Annotated in this window: 22 protein-coding genes; 20 read left to right on the forward strand and 2 right to left on the reverse strand. The window is 57.8% G+C overall.

The features are described 5' to 3' along the window. Positions 1-50 precede the first annotated feature (50 nt). The 10 genes from WBR57_RS25590 (at position 51) to WBR57_RS25635 (ending at position 7,724) form a co-directional block, all read left to right on the forward strand. Positions 51-308, forward strand: coding sequence for a hypothetical protein (locus tag WBR57_RS25590; RefSeq protein WP_122543711.1), 258 nt, complete (start codon positions 51-53; stop codon positions 306-308). Between the two features lie 101 nt (positions 309-409). Next, positions 410-904, forward strand: coding sequence for a RadC family protein (radC, locus tag WBR57_RS25595; RefSeq protein ID WP_122543712.1), 495 nt, complete (start codon positions 410-412; stop codon positions 902-904). Between the two features lie 52 nt (positions 905-956). Beyond that, the gene (locus WBR57_RS25600; protein ID WP_122543713.1) at positions 957-1,703 is read left to right on the forward strand and encodes an ABC transporter substrate-binding protein; all 747 of its coding nucleotides are present in this window, start codon (positions 957-959) and stop codon (positions 1,701-1,703) included. 106 nt (positions 1,704-1,809) lie between these two features. Then, a complete protein-coding gene (locus WBR57_RS25605; protein WP_122543714.1) occupies positions 1,810-2,352 on the forward strand; it encodes a PilL N-terminal domain-containing protein in 543 nt (180 codons plus the stop codon). Next, the gene (locus WBR57_RS25610) at positions 2,349-3,020 is read left to right on the forward strand and encodes a chemotaxis protein (RefSeq protein ID WP_122543715.1); all 672 of its coding nucleotides are present in this window, start codon (positions 2,349-2,351) and stop codon (positions 3,018-3,020) included. Before WBR57_RS25605 ends, WBR57_RS25610 begins: the two co-directional genes overlap by 4 nt. A gap of 9 nt (positions 3,021-3,029) precedes the next feature. Further along, a complete protein-coding gene (locus WBR57_RS25615) occupies positions 3,030-3,749 on the forward strand; it encodes a TIGR03759 family integrating conjugative element protein (RefSeq protein WP_122543716.1) in 720 nt (239 codons plus the stop codon). Further along, entirely contained in the window at positions 3,731-4,279 is a 549-nt protein-coding gene (locus WBR57_RS25620) for a lytic transglycosylase (protein ID WP_122543717.1), read from the forward strand. Before WBR57_RS25615 ends, WBR57_RS25620 begins: the two co-directional genes overlap by 19 nt. After that, complete coding sequence (locus WBR57_RS25625) at positions 4,276-4,791, forward strand: integrating conjugative element protein (protein WP_122543718.1); 516 nt, start codon at positions 4,276-4,278, stop codon at positions 4,789-4,791. The genes WBR57_RS25620 and WBR57_RS25625 overlap by 4 nt, the downstream gene beginning before the upstream one ends. A 9-nt stretch (positions 4,792-4,800) precedes the next feature. Then, a complete protein-coding gene (gene traD, locus WBR57_RS25630) occupies positions 4,801-6,906 on the forward strand; it encodes a type IV conjugative transfer system coupling protein TraD (protein ID WP_122543719.1) in 2,106 nt (701 codons plus the stop codon). A gap of 86 nt (positions 6,907-6,992) precedes the next feature. Continuing rightward, complete coding sequence (locus WBR57_RS25635; protein ID WP_122543720.1) at positions 6,993-7,724, forward strand: TIGR03747 family integrating conjugative element membrane protein; 732 nt, start codon at positions 6,993-6,995, stop codon at positions 7,722-7,724. Between the two features lie 96 nt (positions 7,725-7,820). Here WBR57_RS25635 and WBR57_RS25640 read toward each other — a convergent pair whose 3' ends face one another. After that, positions 7,821-8,972 (reverse strand): APC family permease, encoded by a 1,152-nt coding sequence (locus WBR57_RS25640; RefSeq protein WP_154950131.1) that lies wholly within the window; start codon positions 8,970-8,972, stop codon positions 7,821-7,823. A gap of 214 nt (positions 8,973-9,186) precedes the next feature. On the opposite strand from WBR57_RS25640, the gene WBR57_RS25645 reads away from it, so the two are divergent. From WBR57_RS25645 to WBR57_RS25685, 9 genes are read left to right on the forward strand one after another with little or no spacing between them, the layout of a single operon-like run. Further along, the gene (locus WBR57_RS25645) at positions 9,187-9,522 is read left to right on the forward strand and encodes an RAQPRD family integrative conjugative element protein (RefSeq protein WP_122543091.1); all 336 of its coding nucleotides are present in this window, start codon (positions 9,187-9,189) and stop codon (positions 9,520-9,522) included. After that, positions 9,519-9,758: a TIGR03758 family integrating conjugative element protein gene (locus WBR57_RS25650; protein ID WP_122543093.1), complete on the forward strand. Its 240-nt coding sequence runs from the start codon at positions 9,519-9,521 to the stop codon at positions 9,756-9,758. The genes WBR57_RS25645 and WBR57_RS25650 overlap by 4 nt, the downstream gene beginning before the upstream one ends. 17 nt (positions 9,759-9,775) lie before the next feature. Beyond that, a complete protein-coding gene (locus WBR57_RS25655; RefSeq protein WP_122543095.1) occupies positions 9,776-10,147 on the forward strand; it encodes a TIGR03745 family integrating conjugative element membrane protein in 372 nt (123 codons plus the stop codon). A gap of 7 nt (positions 10,148-10,154) precedes the next feature. Further along, a complete protein-coding gene (locus WBR57_RS25660; protein ID WP_122543097.1) occupies positions 10,155-10,568 on the forward strand; it encodes a TIGR03750 family conjugal transfer protein in 414 nt (137 codons plus the stop codon). After that, the gene (locus WBR57_RS25665) at positions 10,565-11,206 is read left to right on the forward strand and encodes a PFL_4703 family integrating conjugative element protein (protein ID WP_122543099.1); all 642 of its coding nucleotides are present in this window, start codon (positions 10,565-10,567) and stop codon (positions 11,204-11,206) included. The genes WBR57_RS25660 and WBR57_RS25665 overlap by 4 nt, the downstream gene beginning before the upstream one ends. Then, the gene (locus WBR57_RS25670) at positions 11,203-12,015 is read left to right on the forward strand and encodes a TIGR03749 family integrating conjugative element protein (RefSeq protein ID WP_122543101.1); all 813 of its coding nucleotides are present in this window, start codon (positions 11,203-11,205) and stop codon (positions 12,013-12,015) included. Before WBR57_RS25665 ends, WBR57_RS25670 begins: the two co-directional genes overlap by 4 nt. Then, a complete protein-coding gene (locus WBR57_RS25675; RefSeq protein ID WP_122543102.1) occupies positions 12,005-13,522 on the forward strand; it encodes a TIGR03752 family integrating conjugative element protein in 1,518 nt (505 codons plus the stop codon). The genes WBR57_RS25670 and WBR57_RS25675 overlap by 11 nt, the downstream gene beginning before the upstream one ends. Next, positions 13,485-13,901, forward strand: coding sequence for a TIGR03751 family conjugal transfer lipoprotein (locus WBR57_RS25680; RefSeq protein WP_122543104.1), 417 nt, complete (start codon positions 13,485-13,487; stop codon positions 13,899-13,901). The genes WBR57_RS25675 and WBR57_RS25680 overlap by 38 nt, the downstream gene beginning before the upstream one ends. Further along, entirely contained in the window at positions 13,901-16,675 is a 2,775-nt protein-coding gene (locus WBR57_RS25685; protein WP_122543106.1) for a conjugative transfer ATPase, read from the forward strand. The genes WBR57_RS25680 and WBR57_RS25685 overlap by 1 nt, the downstream gene beginning before the upstream one ends. Positions 16,676-16,688: 13 nt before the next feature. Here WBR57_RS25685 and WBR57_RS25690 read toward each other — a convergent pair whose 3' ends face one another. Continuing rightward, positions 16,689-16,946, reverse strand: a complete 258-nt coding sequence (locus WBR57_RS25690) for a LasR-specific antiactivator QslA (protein WP_122543108.1) — start codon at positions 16,944-16,946, stop codon at positions 16,689-16,691. A 169-nt stretch (positions 16,947-17,115) separates the two neighbouring features. Between WBR57_RS25690 and WBR57_RS25695 the strand changes: the two genes are divergently transcribed. Then, positions 17,116-17,370, forward strand: coding sequence for a helix-turn-helix domain-containing protein (locus WBR57_RS25695; protein WP_122543110.1), 255 nt, complete (start codon positions 17,116-17,118; stop codon positions 17,368-17,370). The last annotated feature ends 38 nt before the right edge of the window (positions 17,371-17,408 follow it).

Raw genomic sequence — 17,408 nt, forward strand, 5'->3', positions numbered from 1 at the left:
TCAAGGCGCTCAATCGAGCGCCTTTCTTCAATCCGCACAGGAGACCCCACATGGAATCCTTCTGGCTTTGCGACGATTGCCTGTTCGCTGCGGCTTACGAGGACTACAGCACGTTATCGCTCTACTACACGGCGGATGAAATCGAGAAACGCATCGCCGGTCTCCATCGCGGGCTGGTTCGGCTAATGCCCATCAGTGCCGACTTCGACCCCAAAACTGGCCGTGGCATAAGAACCTTCTCCCCATTGCCCTGCGCCGGTTGCGATTCACACCTGCACGGACAACGCCACCGATTCACTCGGTTGTAAACAGCGCGTCATCGCGCAAGGCCCGTCATTCTATATCCACCTCGGGGACACCACTCCCCTCGGGTGTGTACCCCCCGGATTGTTCCCTTCGGAGGTACGCCATGAGCACCCCACTCACCCTGATTGAAACCTCGGATGTCGAGGCTGATCGTATCGCCCAGGAAAACCAGCTGATCGACGAAGCGCTGCACATTCTGGATCGCCGGCTATTCACCCGCGGCCCGAACCTGACGTCACCTGACGCCGTGGCCTCATATCTGAAACTTCATCTTGCGCAACAAGAGCATGAAGTTTTCGGTGTGATTTTTCTCGATGCCCGCCATCGCGTTCTGGCGTTCGAGATCCTCTTTCACGGCAGCATCGATGGCGCCAGTGTTTATCCCCGCCAGGTCGTCAAGCGCTCCCTCGCACATAACGCAGCAGCCGCCATTTTTGTTCATAACCATCCCTCGGGATGTACGGAACCCAGCCAGGCAGATCGCGTCTTGACCGCACGGTTGAAGGAGGCCTTGGCGTTGATCGAGGTTCACGTACTGGATCACTTCATCGTGGGTGAAGGTCGCCCACTTTCTCTTGCCGAATACGGTTGGCTTTAACCCTTACAGGCGCCTTCGGGCGCCTTGTTCATTTTCATCCTGGAGAATACTCATGAACTCCACTACCCAAACCCCAGACATGCTGGGGGTCTCAAACCCATTCGTCCGCGGCTATGACAATCTATCTATCGAACGGCTGCTACTGATCACCTACGCAAACGACTGCCCTCCCTGCTTTCGCTCCATACACGACTCACAAGCTCATCTACTCGACGATGCGCTGGAACTGTTCGCCTGCCTGTTCAACGACGACTACGCTCTGATCAGCGAGGGGCAGGCCATTCCGGATGAATTGGATGAACGCTGCCAATCCACCGGACTGGTGCGCCAAGTGATCTACGCCGTGATGGGCGAAATGCTCAACGAGCGACATCATGTCGGTGACCTTTACTCCCTGGAAGAAGCCCAAGCTTTGGTCCATCGTTTGAGCTTCGACACAGGACACTACAGTCGAGCCTGGGAGATCAGTACCGCACACCTCACTGAAGATGCATTGCGCTACTTGGAACACTGGGCTGGCAGTTTCAGCGCTGGAGCAACCGGACTGCTGTTTGAACCCTTTGCCCTTCCAGACTGCAATGGCCTCGGGTGTAAGCTGATCGGCACGCCCTGGACCGACGAGAACCTGATGAAGATCGAGGGCCGTCCTTACGCATCGCTGAGGCAGGAGCAGCTCGACGCTGGCACACCGGAAGCCCTGGTCAACCTGCTGTATCTGGCTGCACTGGCCGATGTGCGATTGTTGATCTTCGACCCCGACGCCGCAGTCTTGGATGGGCTCGTCATTTTTGAAGAATAGCTACGTGTTCTGCGTAAACACGACCCATCTTGAATCAACTTCCTCACTGAATCGCTCCTTCACCTCATGTCAGGTTCTGCACTGAATCTGACATGAGGTTTTTTCCATGGAGCGCTTTTTCACGCCTGTCTGCCTGCTGGGTTTGTTGAGTGCCTGCACCGCGCAAATCCCAACCCCATTGCCGAATAATCCAGAGATTGACGGCGGCTCTAACCGGCCCCAGTTATCGCGGAGCCGGGCCGACGAAAGCCATCCGTCAGAGCTCCGCTATGGCCGCTATACGCTGGTCAGCACCGAGCCCACCACGGAGCAACGTGATCTTCTCGCTCAAATCATTGACGTGAGCATTCCGTCCAACCTGAACCCCTCGGTACAGGAGGCGATGCACTACGTGCTGCAGCGCTCGGGGTATTCGCTCTGCCCCGCTACCGCGTCGGTGAAGGTGCTGTTCACCCGGCCTCTGCCCGCTGCCCATTACCGGCTCGGGCCGATCTCTTTGCGCAGCGCGCTACAAGTACTGGCTGGCCCCGCCTGGCAACTCACAAGCGATGAACTCAGTCGTTCGGTCTGCTTTGAACGGCAGAACAATGATGCAGGCATGGTACGGGTCACACCAACCTCGTCCCATCAGTCGGAGGCACGCCTATGAAAGCCACGACGTTTCAAACCCTTATTGTTGGCTCACTTTGCCTGGCGGTCTCCGGGCTGAGCGGTTGTTTGTATAACCAGTATCAACGCGTGACCGAGCTACAAAACGCGAATGCCCAGCACCTCCAGACGCTAGACGCCCTGCAACGTGATTCGAGCGCTATCAAGGATGCACAGGAGAAGCTGCAGTACGCACTGAAAGACCTGAAGCAGATGGTCGATACCGGTGAGCAACAGGCCAATACCCTAGATCCGATGTTGGATCAATGGGCGCAAGAGATACAGGAGCTACGCGACGGTCTGGCAGACCGCGCCACCGAAGCCGACATGATCGCGCTACGCGCACGACTTGAACATGTCGAGCAGCAACTCCTGGAACTCAAGACCCAGCCATCACTTCCACCACCGACGCCCTCCTCGGCCAAGCCGAAAAAAACCGCTCGCCCCAAGCCTGTCCCGCTCTCGCCGCCCTTCTCAGTGTTGGGTGTCGAGTCTCGCGGTGGCGAGCGCTTTCTGGCGGTCGCTCCTCCTGACAGTCGCTCGCTTAATGATATCCAGTTGCTGCACAACGGCGAGCAGTTCGGCACATGGCAACTGAAGGTGCTAGAGCCGAACGCGGCTATCTTCGCGGTGACCGCTCATCCAGACCAGACCGTGCACCTCCCTTGAGAAGCGATCATGAACCGAGCTCCGCTGAGCCCCATCGTCTGTTTCATTTCATTGCTGAGCACGGGCGCTGCGCTGGGCAACCCCGTCACGACACCGTCACGGACCCAGGACACGCAGTCTGCTCCGCTGGAGCGTTCGCACTCTGAACAGGCGGCAAGCTGGGGTCTGACGGAGCAAGAGTGGACACGCTTCAAACAGATCCAAGCCGGCCCGCGAGGTTTTTGGAGCCCGAATATCGATCCGCTGACCGCGCTCGGCGTCGAGGCAGAGACCGACCAAGAGCGCCAGCGCTATGCCGAATTGCAGGTAGCGCTGGAAGCCAAACGTGCCGAGCGCGAGTTGGCTTACCAAAACGCTTACACCGCGGCCTGGGCCAAGCTGTTTCCGGGGCTGTTGCCGATCCAGGGTATGGCATCCCCGTCCCCTGCCAGCTCATCGGTAGAGCCGCGCCAAGCGCTGTTTGTCGAGGACCGTTGCCCAGCGTGCACCGCCGAAGCGCAGCGTCTGCAAAGCAGTTATACGGCGTTCGATATCTACCTGGTGGGTAGCCAAGGTGAGGATGAACATGTCCGTGGCTGGGCCCGGCAAGCGGGCATTGATCCGAGCAAGGTTCAACGCCGGCAAATCACCCTGAACCATGATCGTGGTCGCTGGTTCAGCCTGGGTGCCCCGAGACCGCTACCCGTGAAATTTCAGCAGGTAAATGGACAATGGCAACGCCTAGACTGAGTGGACTTGCGCTCATGCTGACGATGCTCGCAGCCCAGGCTGACGAACTTCCGCCGCCTGCCTATCAACTAGCGGCGCATGACGCTGGCATCCCTTCAACGGTGCTGTTCGCGATTGCGCTGCAGGAGAGTGGTGCCCGCCTTCGTGGTCGACTACTGCCCTGGCCCTGGACGCTGAATATTGCCGGTAGCCCTTACCGTTTCGCCAATCGTCAGACCGCCTGTCACGCCTTGCTTCAGGCGCTTGCTCGGTATGACGCCAAGCGCGTCGATGCCGGGCTTGGGCAAATCAACCTGGGTTATCACGGACAGCATTTTTCCAGTCCCTGCGAAGCCCTCGAACCCTACCGCAATCTGGCCGTAACTGCCGCGCTGCTGCAAGAGCATCACGCCGTCACCGGTGATTGGGTGTCAGCTGCTGGCCGATATCACCGCCCGGCAGGAGGAACGCCGGCCGCACGTTACCGCGCCGGCTTTTCTCAACAACTCGAACGACTGCAGGTTTCCTCTAAAGAGGGCACACCACCATGAAGCGAATTCCCAGTGCGTATAACTTCGCCATGCTCTTGGCAGCGTTCGCCCAGCCGGAAATGTCATTTGCAGAACATCAGCCTGGCGGCTTAACCCGCCCTCAGTTTGAAGCTGTAAGGCCGCCAATAAACAACAAGACCCAGCCTGCTCGGGCCATACATGCAGACCTATCTGCATTTGCCGATGAAACCTGGATACTGCCCGTGCGCAGCTCTCACTTGAGCCCAGGCCAAATCACAACTCGTACCCTGGACATGCCGGGCTTGCAGCCATTTTTCCTTGTCGGGGAGGATTCCCAATCGTTGGCTTGGCTGCATCAGCGCGCGACTGAACTGCATGAAATGTGGGCGGCCGGCCTCGCCGTCGAAGTGACCGATAATGAAGCCCTGGACCGAATTCGAGCAGCCGCGCCAGGCATCACCATCCTACCGGTCAACGGCAACGACATCGCCTCTCGCCTAAAAATTGAGCACTACCCTGCCTTAATCACAGCCACCTCACTGGAACAGTGAGTCTGGGTCATGGCCGGGCACGCGATGGAGTCCAAGCTCCGACCCGCAGTGGAGCTGTACACCGTTGCGATCTGCATCGCGTCCGTGGTGTTGTGCCTGTATTCGCCCTGGGCTGTGGCGCTATCGCCCGAGATAGGTCTGGTTGCGGCGCTGGCCTACGCCCTGCTCGGTCTGATCCGACTGCGGCAAGCCTGGGAGGTGCTGCGCTATCGGCGCAATATCCGCCGGCTGCCCCGCTATGAGCTGACCAGTCAACAGATTCCGGTGAGCCGCAAACGTCTGTTCATGGGCCGCGGCTTTCGCTGGACCCGCCTGCACACCCAGCGCTTGGTCGAGGCCCAGGATCCGGCCGTCGCTCACTACGTCGACCAACCGACCCGTTACCGTCTGGCACGTGGACTCGAACGTCGCCTAGAACATGCACCGTTTCCGCTCTCGACACTGGCCCGTGTCACGGCCTGGGACAGTGCCTTCAATCCGTTGCGTCCTTTGCCCCCGGTCGGTGGCTCGCCGCTGTTGCATGGGGTCGAGCCCGACGAAATGGAAGTCAGTCTGCCGCTGGGCGAACGGGTCGGACACACACTGGTGCTGGGCACGACCCGTGTCGGCAAGACGCGGCTCGCCGAGGTGTACATCACCCAGGACATACACCGCGTCGAACACGAGGTAGTTATTGTCTTCGATCCGAAGGGCGATGCCGACTTGCTCAAACGCATGTACGTCGAAGCCAAACGCGCCGGTCGAGAAAAGGAGTTCTATGTTTTCCATCTAGGTTGGCCGGAGATCTCCGCCCGCTACAACGCCGTGGGACGTTTCGGGCGCATCTCGGAAGTGGCGTCGCGCATCGCTGGGCAGCTCAGTGGCGAAGGTAACTCGGCGGCGTTTCGCGAGTTCGCCTGGCGTTTCGTCAACATCATTGCCCGCGCCCTGATTGAGTTGGGTCGACGTCCGGACTACCTGCAAATCCAGCGACATGTGGTCAACATCGACGCACTGTTCATCGAATACGCCCAACAGTTTTTCGCCAGAACCGATCCGAAGGCGTGGGAAGTGATCGTCCAGCTCGAAAGCAAGCTCACCGAAAAAAACATTCCCCGGCATATGATCGGGCGAGAAAAGCGCGTGGTGGCCATCGAGCAATACCTGGCGGCGAAACGGGTGTTTGACCCGGTAATGGACGGATTGCGTTCGGCGGTACGATACGACCGTACTTACTTCGACAAAATCGTGGCTTCGCTACTGCCGCTGCTGGAGAAACTCACCACCGGCAAGACCGCCCAGTTACTGGCCCCCAACTACACCGATCTGGACGATCCACGGCCAATCTTCGACTGGATGCAGATCATCCGAAAACGCGGCATCGTTTACGTCGGCCTGGACGCACTGACCGATGCCGAGGTGGCTGCCGCCGTCGGCAACTCCATGTTCGCCGACTTGGTCTCGGTCGCGGGCCACATCTACAAACATGGCATTGACCACGGTTTGCCCGCATCGGGCAGCAACGGTGACAAGCTGCCGATCAACCTGCATGCCGATGAGTTCAACGAGTTAATGGGAGATGAATTCATCCCGCTGATCAATAAGGGCGGCGGTGCCGGCATCCAGGTGACGGCTTACACCCAGACCCTCAGTGATATCGAAGCACGCATCGGTAATCGGGCCAAAGCCGGCCAGGTGATCGGCAACTTCAACACTCTGCAGATGCTCCGCGTGCGCGAAACCGCTACCGCGGAGTTGCTCACCAAGCAGTTGCCTATGGTGAATGTACTGACAAAAACGCTGGTATCCGGAGCCACAGACACCTCCGATCCTGAGGCCAACACCGATTTCACTTCGTCTTCGCAGGATCGCGTCAGCAGCACCAGCGTGCCGTTGATCGAGCCCGCTCACATCGTCAGCTTGCCCAAGGGGCAAATGTTCTCCTTCCAGGCCGGTGGGCAGCTCTGGAAAGTCCGCATGCCGTTGCCAAAACCCTCCAACGACGATGCTATGCCCAAAGACCTGCAGGAGCTTACCCAGCGGATGCGGGCCACCTATAACGAACAGGCGGGCCAATGGTGGAGCGCGAGCGGTGGTGGTCCAACCACAAACTTCGATCTGGATCAGGTGGGGTAGCCCGCCCCGCTACAGGTTCTGATTCAGCAGAAACGATCCAGAAGACAACGTGACGACATCAGCGCTGCAACGCATTGGAGTAAAGGATGGCGACTTCCGTACAGAACACGCCGCCACAACCGATCCAGCGCCCGGGATTGATCATCTCGGCGATCAGCCTCGTCCTGCACATCATCGGCCTGCTGATGGCCTCGCTGCTATTCTCGATCCTCATCGAGTTCGCTGGTTTGCTGCTGTTCTGGAGTGACCAGGGTTGGCGGCACAGCCAAGCCATGTTGAATAGCGAATTGGGATGGCTCAGCGAGCACTTCAAAGCTTCACTCATTCTTCAACAACCTGAAAAGGCGATCATCCAGTGGCTGGAAGTCCTCAATCAGTGGTTGCTGGTCAAGACTGGCTTTGCGGATTTTGCCCAGCAGGCACGCGCGTCGAGCCAGAGTAACGGCTTCTGGAGTTGGGCCAATCAGTTCTACGTGAGCATTGAGGACTTCGTGCTGGCGGCGGTGTATGTGACCTTTACCTTTGTGGTGCGCCTGACCATTCTGGTCTTGGTCACACCCTTGTTTCTGCTGGCCTCGCTCACTGGTTTTCTCGATGGCTTGATGCGTCGTGACCTGCGCAAATTTGGCGCGGGGCGTGAGAGCAGTTTTGTCTACCACCGCGCCAAGCGGACAGTGATGCCTCTACTGTTTGTGCCTTGGATCATTTACCTATCCCTACCTATCACGCTCAATCCAATGGCCGTTTTTATACCTTGCGCCGTATTGCTTGGTGCGATGACGACTATCACAGCAGCCACTTTCAAAAAATACATCTAACAAGATCCAACCCATTACAATTTATACGAAAAGCTCACTTTTCTTGCAACCGGAAGCAAACTTCACCTTAATGCAGTCGCTTATAGTCCCGTGACCTTAAAAAAACCAAAAATTAAAGAACATCACTCTCGCCACACATAAAAGCCAAGACCTAGACTTCATGCTGCCCTCCCCAATCAACGATAGCGATGCAGTGGCTGCCTTCCCTCCCGCAAGAAAAGAAACAATACAAAACAGAAAATATTTCAAATTTTCATGCTCGTGCGCCACTTTTACCTTATCGACCAACTTTCCAAGCCTGTCATACAACTTGCGTACACGCTCCCCTTGATCTGGTAGCGGAATATAATCCTTACGTCCAAACGATTGACTACTTACCATTAAATGCGAAGGCGTTTCACGACACGATTCGTTTATATCAGTACCGGAGCAAAAAAATGTGTTTATTCTGGCGATATCACTAGCTTCTGGCAGCGATTCCAGCCAGGAATCACCGTATCGCCTTAATTCAGGCTCATCCCCGACAACGTTAAATGAGAGCACGGAAAATATTTGGGTAGCGGCTTTACAGGCCGCCTTTTCGTCCTTGGAAAACGAGGTATCAACCAGGCAGTAATCTTTCAAACTTTCATATCGCCCTTTATAGAGCTGCAAATAATCCCCTAACAGCTTATTCGTTTCTAACATTTGTTCCCGATCAGACTTCGCTTGCGAATCAACAACTAAATACATGCACCCTACGAGACTTAATAGGCAAAACAAGTGGTTATATCCGTACTTGAACTTTGGGCTTTTAAATAAGTTAGCCGGCATCAATACCGCTGACCACCCGAAAACGAATGCAATCACAAAATTTATACCACTGCTCCAGAAGCCACCTATATATCCGGCCCCCAAATGAAATTCTTCAGGTATGAGTAACCACCAACTCGGTGAAAAACCCATCAAGGATAAAAAGCCTGGCATAAACACGATTAACAAACTCGCCAAACCCAACTTTCTTCCTAGGACGTACGCTCCTCTAACAAACATAAAATTCATCAAAGCAAAAAACAAAAAATACAACAAAGAGATTGTTTTCACGCCCGTAACAGGGCTGAGATTCAACAACGGATACGGTATGCCCGGCTCATATATATTATTAAAATAGCCAAACCACCCTATCCCTTCAAGGTTCTGCGCCACACCGTAAGAGGCGATGAAAGACACCCAGTAATACGGCTTTATAAATACATAAAACCACTGCATCAGATCGCTCCCCAAAAAAAGCCAGCTTCACCTTTGAACTGAAAGGGCAATCCCGTCAGTTCAACCCCCCTTCAACGTGGACGTAGGCCATGCCAAACAAAAAGACTCGGCAGGGTCAATCGCCATCAAAAGCGATTGCCTCCTCCTCAGTTTTTTTACTGATTTAGATAGTCATTTTTACAATTCTGCACGTATGAATCTAGAGCCAATCGCCATGCCTACAATCCACATCCCTCGCTCTCTGATTTCCATATTATTCGTATCGTCTAGTTGTGCCAGCGCGGCCCCCAGCCATGAACAAATTGCGATGACCCAAATCCAAAATCAATTTGAAATTATTGAGCGTCTTGCGAATCGCGCGAATTTAACAACTACACGCGATGCACAAGAGCGCTATCGGTTCGACTATCACCTGTTTATCCAAGACACCCAGCGAATTCGACGGGGTGTAGAGAGTTACCTATCCCCCTCTCGCGCTCAACCCCGTGATGCCAGTGAACTGCTCGGCGATTACCGCCTCGACACTCCGCCAGCGGAGCCTTTGCCATGAGCATGACTGACGCTCAGACCGCGGCCTTCCAAAATGCCTCAGGCTTTTCGGCACAGAGCAGTTCGACGCTCTGGCTGTCCTTGGTTCTCGTCCTGGCTTTGCTGTGGTGTGCCTGGGTGATGTGGACGGCTTACCGGGGTTGGGCCAACGGCAGTGTGCGCTTTGGAGCCTTCGGCGGCAGTGCCGCTCGCGTGCTGCTCACCTTGCTGGTTTTGATGTTCTTCACCCTGTCCTAACACCGGAGATCGCCGTCATGCTCAAGTGCCTTGTCCCCCTGAAAAACAACCTGCGTGATCGTGCGAGCCAGAGCTTGATCGGTCTGCTACTGGTACTCGGCCCAAGCCTGGCTTTTGCCGAGCTACCGACCATGGAAGCACCTTCACGTGGTGAAGGTTCCGGGTTGATCGAGACGATTAAAAACTACGCCTACGACGGCGGCATCCTGCTCGGTCTGCTGATCGCCCTGCTCGCTTTTTTAGGGGTGGCCTGGCATTCGCTGACCGTGTATGCCGATGTGCAGAACCAACGCAAGACCTGGAAAGACTTGGGTGCGGTGGTCGGTATCGGTGCTCTGTTGGTGGTGATCATCATCTGGTTCCTGACCAAGGCTGCCGCGATTCTGTGAGGTTGGCATGAACAACGCTATCGAACGCCTTGCTGACGGCACTCTGGTCTTTCTGCCGGAGCGACTCAATCGTGATCCCGCTGTATTGCGCGGTTTGACCAATGATGAAATGTGGGTAGCACTCGGCACCGGCGCCCTCATTGGCCTGCTGTTGGGCGTTCCTCTGGCGATCGCCACCGCCTCCATTGCCGTGGCACCGACCAGCATGATCGCAGGCATGGCCGTGGTGCTATTGGCCGGTGGCACGCTACTGCGTCGGGCCAAACGGGCCCGCCCCGAGACCTGGTTGTACCGCAAACTCGAATGGGTACTGGCCAGCCGTTGGCGCCTGAGTCGCGAGCGTTTAATCCTGCACTCTGGCGCCTGGACGGTCCGTCGTTCGCGTCGGTTGCGCCCTGCCCTGTCCCGGTGGCAGCGATGAGCCGGTTTCGGAACAAGGTGGATGCCCAGCAGGCCCATATCTTCAGCCTGCGCCTGGCAGTGGTGATTCTGGCTCTGATCTGTGCCGGACTCTGGTATGGCTGGCGCTCGGCGCCGACCGATCTGACCGTGCATGTCCCCCCGGATCTGCGTTCGGGTAGCACGCGCAAATGGTGGGATATCCCCTCAGAAAATGTCTATGCCTTTGCCCTCTACATCTTTGGCCAGCTCAATCGCTGGCCCTCAGATGGCGAGCAGGATTATCGCCGCGCTATCTATGGCTTGCAGTCCTATCTGACACCCGCGTGCAAGGCCTTCCTCGATGGCGACTACGAGTACCGCAAGGCCGCCGGCGAACTGCGCCAGCGGGTGCGTGGCGTCTACGAAATTCTGGGCCGAGGTTACAGCGAAGATCCGGAACTCAGGGTCAAGCAACTCGACCGCGACAGCTGGCTGGTCACGCTCGACCTCAACGCCGATGAGTATTACGCCGCCGAACCGGTAAAACGGGTGGTGGTGCGCTATCCATTGCGCGTGGTGCGTTTTGACCTGGATCCCGAGCGCAACAAGTGGGGGCTGGCTCTGGACTGCTACCAGGGCACTCCGCAAAAAATCTTCCTGCCTGGAGGTGAACCATGAAGCGGATGTCGACCCTGGGACTCACCGTCGCACTAACGCTGTGGGGAGTCGCGGCACAGGCCGTCGAGCTGATGCATTGGGAACGCCTCCCTCTCGCGGTCCCGCTGGTGATCAATCAGGAGCGAGTGGTATTTGTCGATGAGGCTGTTCGCGTCGGCGTGCCCTCAACCTTGACGGGCAAGCTGCGCGTACAATCCACCGGCGGCACGCTGTACCTGCGCGCGTCGGAAGCCATTGCCCCGACCCGACTGCAACTGCAATCGGTCGCGACGGGTGAGATCATCCTGCTGGATATCGCGACCACGCCCGGCGATCAACCGCTGGAGCCGGTGCGTATTCTCAAGCATGCTCCGGTGCAGGCTGCCGAGACTGAATCGAGCACCGCCCCTGTTCAAGAACGTACGCCGATCCCGGTCGCGTTGACCCGCTATGCCGCACAGAGCCTGTACGCGTCGCTGCGCACCGTAGAATCCCTACCCGGCGTAAGCCGCGTACCGCTCAAGCTGCGCAGCGAACTGCCGACCTTGCTGCCGAGCGAAAACGTGTCCAGCACGCCCATCGCCGCCTGGCGACTCGGTGATTACAGGGTGACGGCGGTGAAGTTGCGCAATCGTGGTCCAGCGACGGTGCAACTCGATCCGCGTCGGCTTCAGGCCAAGCTGTTCGCCGCGGCCTTCCAGCATGCTTTCCTCGGGCCGGTCGGCAGTGCCGAAGACACTACGATCGCCTATCTCGTCACTCGCGGTGCCGGCCTCGAACAAGCGGTGCTGCTCCCGCCCGTTGCGCGAGGTGCTGACGATGAAAGCTAACGCCTTGCTCAAATGGCTGGTACCGGCTGCGCTGCTGGGCGTGGTGCTGATCAACCTGAAAACCTGGGTCCCGGGTGGCAGCACACCTTCTCCGGAGCACCCAGTTGATCAGGGCAATATTCAATTATCCGCCGAGCAAGCCAAGTCGCTCGGCATTGCGGGCGATACCCCACGCGACACGGTCGCCACCCTGGTCGGCCAGGTGAAGGCCATGCGCAGCGACATGCTCGGTTTGAAGAAACACAATGACTCACTGCAGACGGAAAACAACCGCCTACGCGAGCGGGAAAACAGTGTCGATTCGCGTATCCAGACCGCGCTTGGCAGTGTGACCCAGCAGGTCGACGAAGGCCGCCGACAAGCCAACGAGGCCCGGCTCAAAGCCGAACAAGACGGTCGTCAGGCTCGCGGTCTGCTGACGCAATTGCAGGACCAGCTGTCGGGGCTGACCGGCAAAGGCAAGGACATGCCGATCGGATTGGGGCTTGAGCCGGGCGACGGCGCTCAGTTCGAAGGGCGCCACTCTACCAATGATGCACTGCAGTGGATTGAACCCTCGGATGCTCCGTCCACCGACGCCAGCGGCAAGACCACGACTTCCTCCGCACTGAGCCTGCCTACCGCTTTCAACTCTCTGGAAGGCTTGAAAGACAACGCGATTGATCGCAGCCAGAAACAGCTACGTGCAGTTACCAAGGGTGAGCGCGACCTGACGCGATCCGTTGATCGTACCGAAGGCGCGAAGCCGGTCTACACGATCCCCGAAAACGCCACGCTGATGGGCTCGGTCGCCATGACTGCGCTGATTGGCCGAGTCCCGGTGGACGGCACCGTGAATGATCCCTACCCCTTCAAGGTGTTGGTTGGCCCCGAGAACCTGACCGCTAATGGCATCGACCTGCCGGACGTCGCGGGTGCTGTGATGAGCGGCACGGCGTCCGGTGACTGGACCCTGTCGTGCGTGCGCGGACAGGTCGAGTCAATCACCTTTGTGTTTACCGATGGCACCATCCGCACGGTGCCTCAGCCGAAGGCGGTCGCCAGCCGCAATGCCTCGGCCACCCAAAGCTCAAACACTGACAAGATCCGCGGCGGACTCGGTTACCTCTCCGATCCGTATGGCATTCCTTGCATTGCCGGCGAGCGTCGCTCGAACGCCCAGCAGTACCTCGGTAGCCAGAGCCTGATCACGGCGGCCGGCGCGGGTGTCGCTGCCTTGCTCGGCGATGAGCAGAACAACAGCAGCACGATCAGTTCGGGCGGCAGTACGCTCGGCGTCACCAGCAGCAATGGCAACAGTGCACTTAACTCCATTCTCAGTGGTGGGGTCAGCGACATCCGCGAGTGGGTCAACAAGCTGTATGGCGAAGCCTTTGCTGCCGTGTACGTGCCACCGGCAGCACAGGTCGCCCTGCACCTCGACCATGAGATCACCATCGACTACGAGCCCAAGGGCCGGAGCGTTCGCCATGAAAAAGACCATGCTTCTCTGCCTGACCTGGATTAGCGTGCTCTGCGGGGTTCTGGCGGGGTGTACCACCGACAAGGAGACGCTGCTGCCCCATGGCGAGCACACCATGCTGGACATCTGGAACGACGCCGGTTCGCAAGGCACTCAGCAACAACTGCTGGATGCTCGGCAGCAGTTACGCCGCCCGTTGGTTCAAGCAGATTTCGCCGTTGCTCTCCAGGAACCGTACACGCGCACCGCGGCGAACGAGATCCACAATTTGTTCCCTCGCCTGCCCAATCCCGATCTGGTGCTGTACGTGTATCCGCATCTGAGTGGTACCGAGCAGGCACCGGTCCCGGGCTACTCGACCGTCTTTCCGTTCTACCAACGTGTGCAGTACGCATTGCCGGGTGAACGTCAGGAAGACTTGTAGTGCGTACCGGCGATGCGGGCTACCGCACTGCCACGTGGAAAGCCTTGCGCAACCCATTGCGCCCTCGCGCCACCTTGGCCGATGAAGCGGCACTCTACGCTCACAACCCCAGCCTCACCGATCATCTGCCTTGGGTCGAATACCTCGACGCCGAACAGTGTTTTTTGCTCGATGACAATCGCTCGGTGGGTGCGGTGTTCGAGTTACTGCCCATTGGCACCGAAGGGCGCGAACCCGATTGGTTGATGGCCGCCCGCGATGCCCTCGAGGATGCCCTGCAGGACAGCTTTGACGAGCTGGATCAAGCGCCTTGGGTGGCGCAGTTTTTCTGCCAGGATGACAACGACTTCACCCCCTACCTGACCCGGCTCACTGGCTATATTCAGGACAGCGCGCAAGGGACCGTCTTCACCGAGGCGTATTTGGAGCTCAGCCGCCGTCATCTGAAGGCCATCGCCAAGCCCGGTGGTCTGTTTGAGGATAAGGTGGTGACACGCCTGCCCTGGCGTGGCAATAACCGACGGGTGCGCCTGGTGGTCTATCGCTGGCTTGAGTCTGACGTTGAGGAGATAGGAGTCACCCCGGTGCAATCCCTGCATCAGGCTTGCGAACGTATCCGTGCTTCGTTGCAGACGTGCGGGGTGCACTCAACGCGAGTCGATGGCCGAGGTCTGTATGCCTGGTTATTGCCCTGGTTCAATCCGGCCCCCAGGCTCACTGATGAAGCACCCGAGGAGTTCTACCGCCGTGTGACCTATCCGGAGTCGGGCGACGGCGAGTCGCTGGAACTGCCCTTCGATCATGACTTCGCCGAGCGGCTGTTCTTCAACGAACCGCGTTCGGATGTGCAGCGCGGACTCTGGTTTTTTGACGATCAGCCCCACCGGGTCATGGTGGTGGACAAACTGCGGCGGGCACCGTCGATTGGTCAACTCACCGGAGAAACCCGCAAGGGCGACGCAGTGAATGCCCTGTTCGACCAGTTACCCGAAGGCACGGTGATGAGTCTGACGTTGGTGGTCAAACCGCAGGATGTACTTGAGGATCAGTTGAACCGCCTTGCCCGCAAAGCCATCGGTGAAAACCTAGCCTCGAGCCAGACCCGCCAAGATGTTGAAGAGGCTCGTGCGATCATCGGTCGCCAGCACAAGCTGTACCACGGCACCCTGGCGTTCTACGTGCGCGGTCACGATGAACAGCAATTGCACCAGAACTCGGTCAGCCTGGCTAACGCACTACTGGGTGCGGGCCTACAACCGGTACGCGAAGGCGATGAAGTCGGCGCCTGCAACAGTTACCTGCGTTGGTTACCGATGGCTTACAACCCGGCCCGCGACACGCGCAACTGGTACACCCGCCTGATGTTTGCCCAGCACCTGGCGAACCTGATTCCGGTGTGGGGCCGCAGCACCGGCACTGGCCACCCAGGTATCACCCTGTTCAACCGTGGTGGTTCGCCGTTGAGTTTTGATCCGTTATCACGCCTGGACCGAGCCATGAATGGTCATCTGCTGTTGTTCGGCCCCACCGGCGCCGGAAAGTCGGCCACTCTGGTCACCCTACTGATGCAGGTCATGGCCGTGTACCGCCCTCGCCTGTTTATCATCGAGGCCGGCAACTCATTCGGCTTGCAGGGCGACTACTTCGCGACACAGGGCCTGTCGGTCAACAAGGTCCAATTGAAACCTGGCGCCTCGGTCAGCCTCGCACCGTTCGCCGACGCTTGGCGCCTGGTCGAGCAGCCGGATCAGGTAGCGAGTCTGTCTATCGATGAGCTGGACGATGAGGTGGTAACCAGTCGCAAAGACCAGCGCGATGTTCTCGGCGAACTGGAAATCACCGCCCGCCTGATGATCACCGGCGGCGAGGCCAAGGAAGAGGCGCGCCTGAGTCGAGCCGACCGCAGCCTGATCCGCGAGTGCATCCTGGATGCGGCGCAGACCTGCGTCACGGCGGGCCGCCAGGTGCTGACTCGCGACGTGCGCGACGCCTTGCTGCGCGTCGCCGCTGACCCGCACTTACCGGAGAAGCGTCGTGAGCGTGCCCAGGAAATGGGCGAGTCCATCGACCTGTTTTGCCAGGGTTTCGAGGGTGAACTGTTCGATCGCGAGGGCACGCCTTGGCCCGAGAGCGATGTGACCATTGTCGACCTGGCCACTTACGCTCGCGAAGGTTACGAGGCACAAATGTCCATCAGCTACATCAGCCTGATGAACACCGTGAACAACCTTGCCGAGCGCGACCAGTACCTGGGCCGACCTATCATCATGGTCACCGACGAGGGCCATATCATCACCAAAAACCCGCTGCTGGCGCCGTTCGTGGTCAAGGGCACGAAGATGTGGCGCAAACTCGGTGCCTGGTTCTGGTTGGCGACGCAGAACCTTGCCGACTTTCCCACTGCCGCACAAACCATGCTCAACATGATCGAGTGGTGGATTTGTTTGAACATGCCGCCGGCGGAAATCGAAGAGATCGCTCGCTTCAAGAAGCTCACACCGGCGCAAAAAGCCCTGTTGCTGTCGGCCAGCAAGGAACCCGGCAAATACACCGAAGGAGTCGTGCTGTCGAAAAAGCTCGAGACGCTGTTTCGAGCCGTTCCGCCCAGTCTTTACCTCGCCCTGGCCATGACGGAACCCGAGGAAAAAGCCGAGCGCTGGACACTGATGCAGGAGAACGGCTGCTCTGAACTGGAAGCGGCGTATCGGGTAGCTGAACGGATCGATAGAGCGCGAGGAATAGAGCCCGAAATCTATTCGAGCATCGCGCTCTAGAGCGAAAGATAGATTATTGCGATGCGCCCCGCAGCCGCTGTTGAATTCTCAACAGAAATCCGGCTTCAAAAGCATCTTGGCAGTCACCGACCGGAAGAGTCTTGCGTGTTTGCGCCAGCTCCCACCACAGCGGAATCTCGCCGGGCGTATCAAGCCAAGCCTGAGCGCATTGCACGCCACGTTCGATCATTGGCGCAAATTCGTTGCCCCAGGGTGTCAGAAGGCTTGGATAACCGTCCGCCGCAGGAATTGAAATGTAGTTTTCGTCCATACCCACCCTAGATTTCTGATTTATTGTTAGACGTTGAGGCCAACTTCGAAAAGCTTAACCACGCCAAATGAACGCTCGATAACAGGCATGAGCATCAAATGGCCTAGATCAATGCAAATGTAGACTATATCCCGTGGATTGAGAGTCCCTCAAGGCGCAATTTGCGCGCATGACTCAAGACTACGAACAGCTTCGTCTGCAGCTGGCGGAAAACATCCGCTTGATGCGACGCGTGAAAAACCTTACCCAAGAGCAACTCGCGCTCATGGCCGAGGTGGATCGCACGTACGTTAGTCAAATCGAGCGATGCACGGGCAATCCGTCGCTGTTGGTCCTATGCAAGCTAGCCAATACTCTCGAAATTACTACAGATCAGTTACTTGTAGAACCCGATATCCTGCGCAGCGCCCTTCACGTCAAATAATAGTCTTACGTCTCACAAACCCGATAGATCTGCCTTCA

It is taken from the genome of Pseudomonas sp., assembly GCF_049590575.1.
In the GTDB taxonomy this organism is placed as follows: domain Bacteria; phylum Pseudomonadota; class Gammaproteobacteria; order Pseudomonadales; family Pseudomonadaceae; genus Aquipseudomonas.

Bases quoted from the DNA above. Each gene is read 5' to 3' on its own strand.
- WBR57_RS25590 (WP_122543711.1), top strand. From the start codon at position 51: ATGGAATCCTTCTGGCTTTGCGACGATTGCCTGTTCGCTGCGGCTTAC.
- radC (WP_122543712.1), top strand. From the start codon at position 410: ATGAGCACCCCACTCACCCTGATTGAAACCTCGGATGTCGAGGCTGAT.
- WBR57_RS25600 (WP_122543713.1), top strand. From the start codon at position 957: ATGAACTCCACTACCCAAACCCCAGACATGCTGGGGGTCTCAAACCCA.
- WBR57_RS25605 (WP_122543714.1), top strand. From the start codon at position 1,810: ATGGAGCGCTTTTTCACGCCTGTCTGCCTGCTGGGTTTGTTGAGTGCC.
- WBR57_RS25610 (WP_122543715.1), top strand. From the start codon at position 2,349: ATGAAAGCCACGACGTTTCAAACCCTTATTGTTGGCTCACTTTGCCTG.
- WBR57_RS25615 (WP_122543716.1), top strand. From the start codon at position 3,030: ATGAACCGAGCTCCGCTGAGCCCCATCGTCTGTTTCATTTCATTGCTG.
- WBR57_RS25620 (WP_122543717.1), top strand. From the start codon at position 3,731: ATGGCAACGCCTAGACTGAGTGGACTTGCGCTCATGCTGACGATGCTC.
- WBR57_RS25625 (WP_122543718.1), top strand. From the start codon at position 4,276: ATGAAGCGAATTCCCAGTGCGTATAACTTCGCCATGCTCTTGGCAGCG.
- traD (WP_122543719.1), top strand. From the start codon at position 4,801: ATGGCCGGGCACGCGATGGAGTCCAAGCTCCGACCCGCAGTGGAGCTG.
- WBR57_RS25635 (WP_122543720.1), top strand. From the start codon at position 6,993: ATGGCGACTTCCGTACAGAACACGCCGCCACAACCGATCCAGCGCCCG.
- WBR57_RS25640 (WP_154950131.1), bottom strand. From the start codon at position 8,972: ATGCAGTGGTTTTATGTATTTATAAAGCCGTATTACTGGGTGTCTTTC.
- WBR57_RS25645 (WP_122543091.1), top strand. From the start codon at position 9,187: ATGCCTACAATCCACATCCCTCGCTCTCTGATTTCCATATTATTCGTA.
- WBR57_RS25650 (WP_122543093.1), top strand. From the start codon at position 9,519: ATGAGCATGACTGACGCTCAGACCGCGGCCTTCCAAAATGCCTCAGGC.
- WBR57_RS25655 (WP_122543095.1), top strand. From the start codon at position 9,776: ATGCTCAAGTGCCTTGTCCCCCTGAAAAACAACCTGCGTGATCGTGCG.
- WBR57_RS25660 (WP_122543097.1), top strand. From the start codon at position 10,155: ATGAACAACGCTATCGAACGCCTTGCTGACGGCACTCTGGTCTTTCTG.
- WBR57_RS25665 (WP_122543099.1), top strand. From the start codon at position 10,565: ATGAGCCGGTTTCGGAACAAGGTGGATGCCCAGCAGGCCCATATCTTC.
- WBR57_RS25670 (WP_122543101.1), top strand. From the start codon at position 11,203: ATGAAGCGGATGTCGACCCTGGGACTCACCGTCGCACTAACGCTGTGG.
- WBR57_RS25675 (WP_122543102.1), top strand. From the start codon at position 12,005: ATGAAAGCTAACGCCTTGCTCAAATGGCTGGTACCGGCTGCGCTGCTG.
- WBR57_RS25680 (WP_122543104.1), top strand. From the start codon at position 13,485: ATGAAAAAGACCATGCTTCTCTGCCTGACCTGGATTAGCGTGCTCTGC.
- WBR57_RS25690 (WP_122543108.1), bottom strand. From the start codon at position 16,946: ATGGACGAAAACTACATTTCAATTCCTGCGGCGGACGGTTATCCAAGC.
- WBR57_RS25695 (WP_122543110.1), top strand. From the start codon at position 17,116: ATGACTCAAGACTACGAACAGCTTCGTCTGCAGCTGGCGGAAAACATC.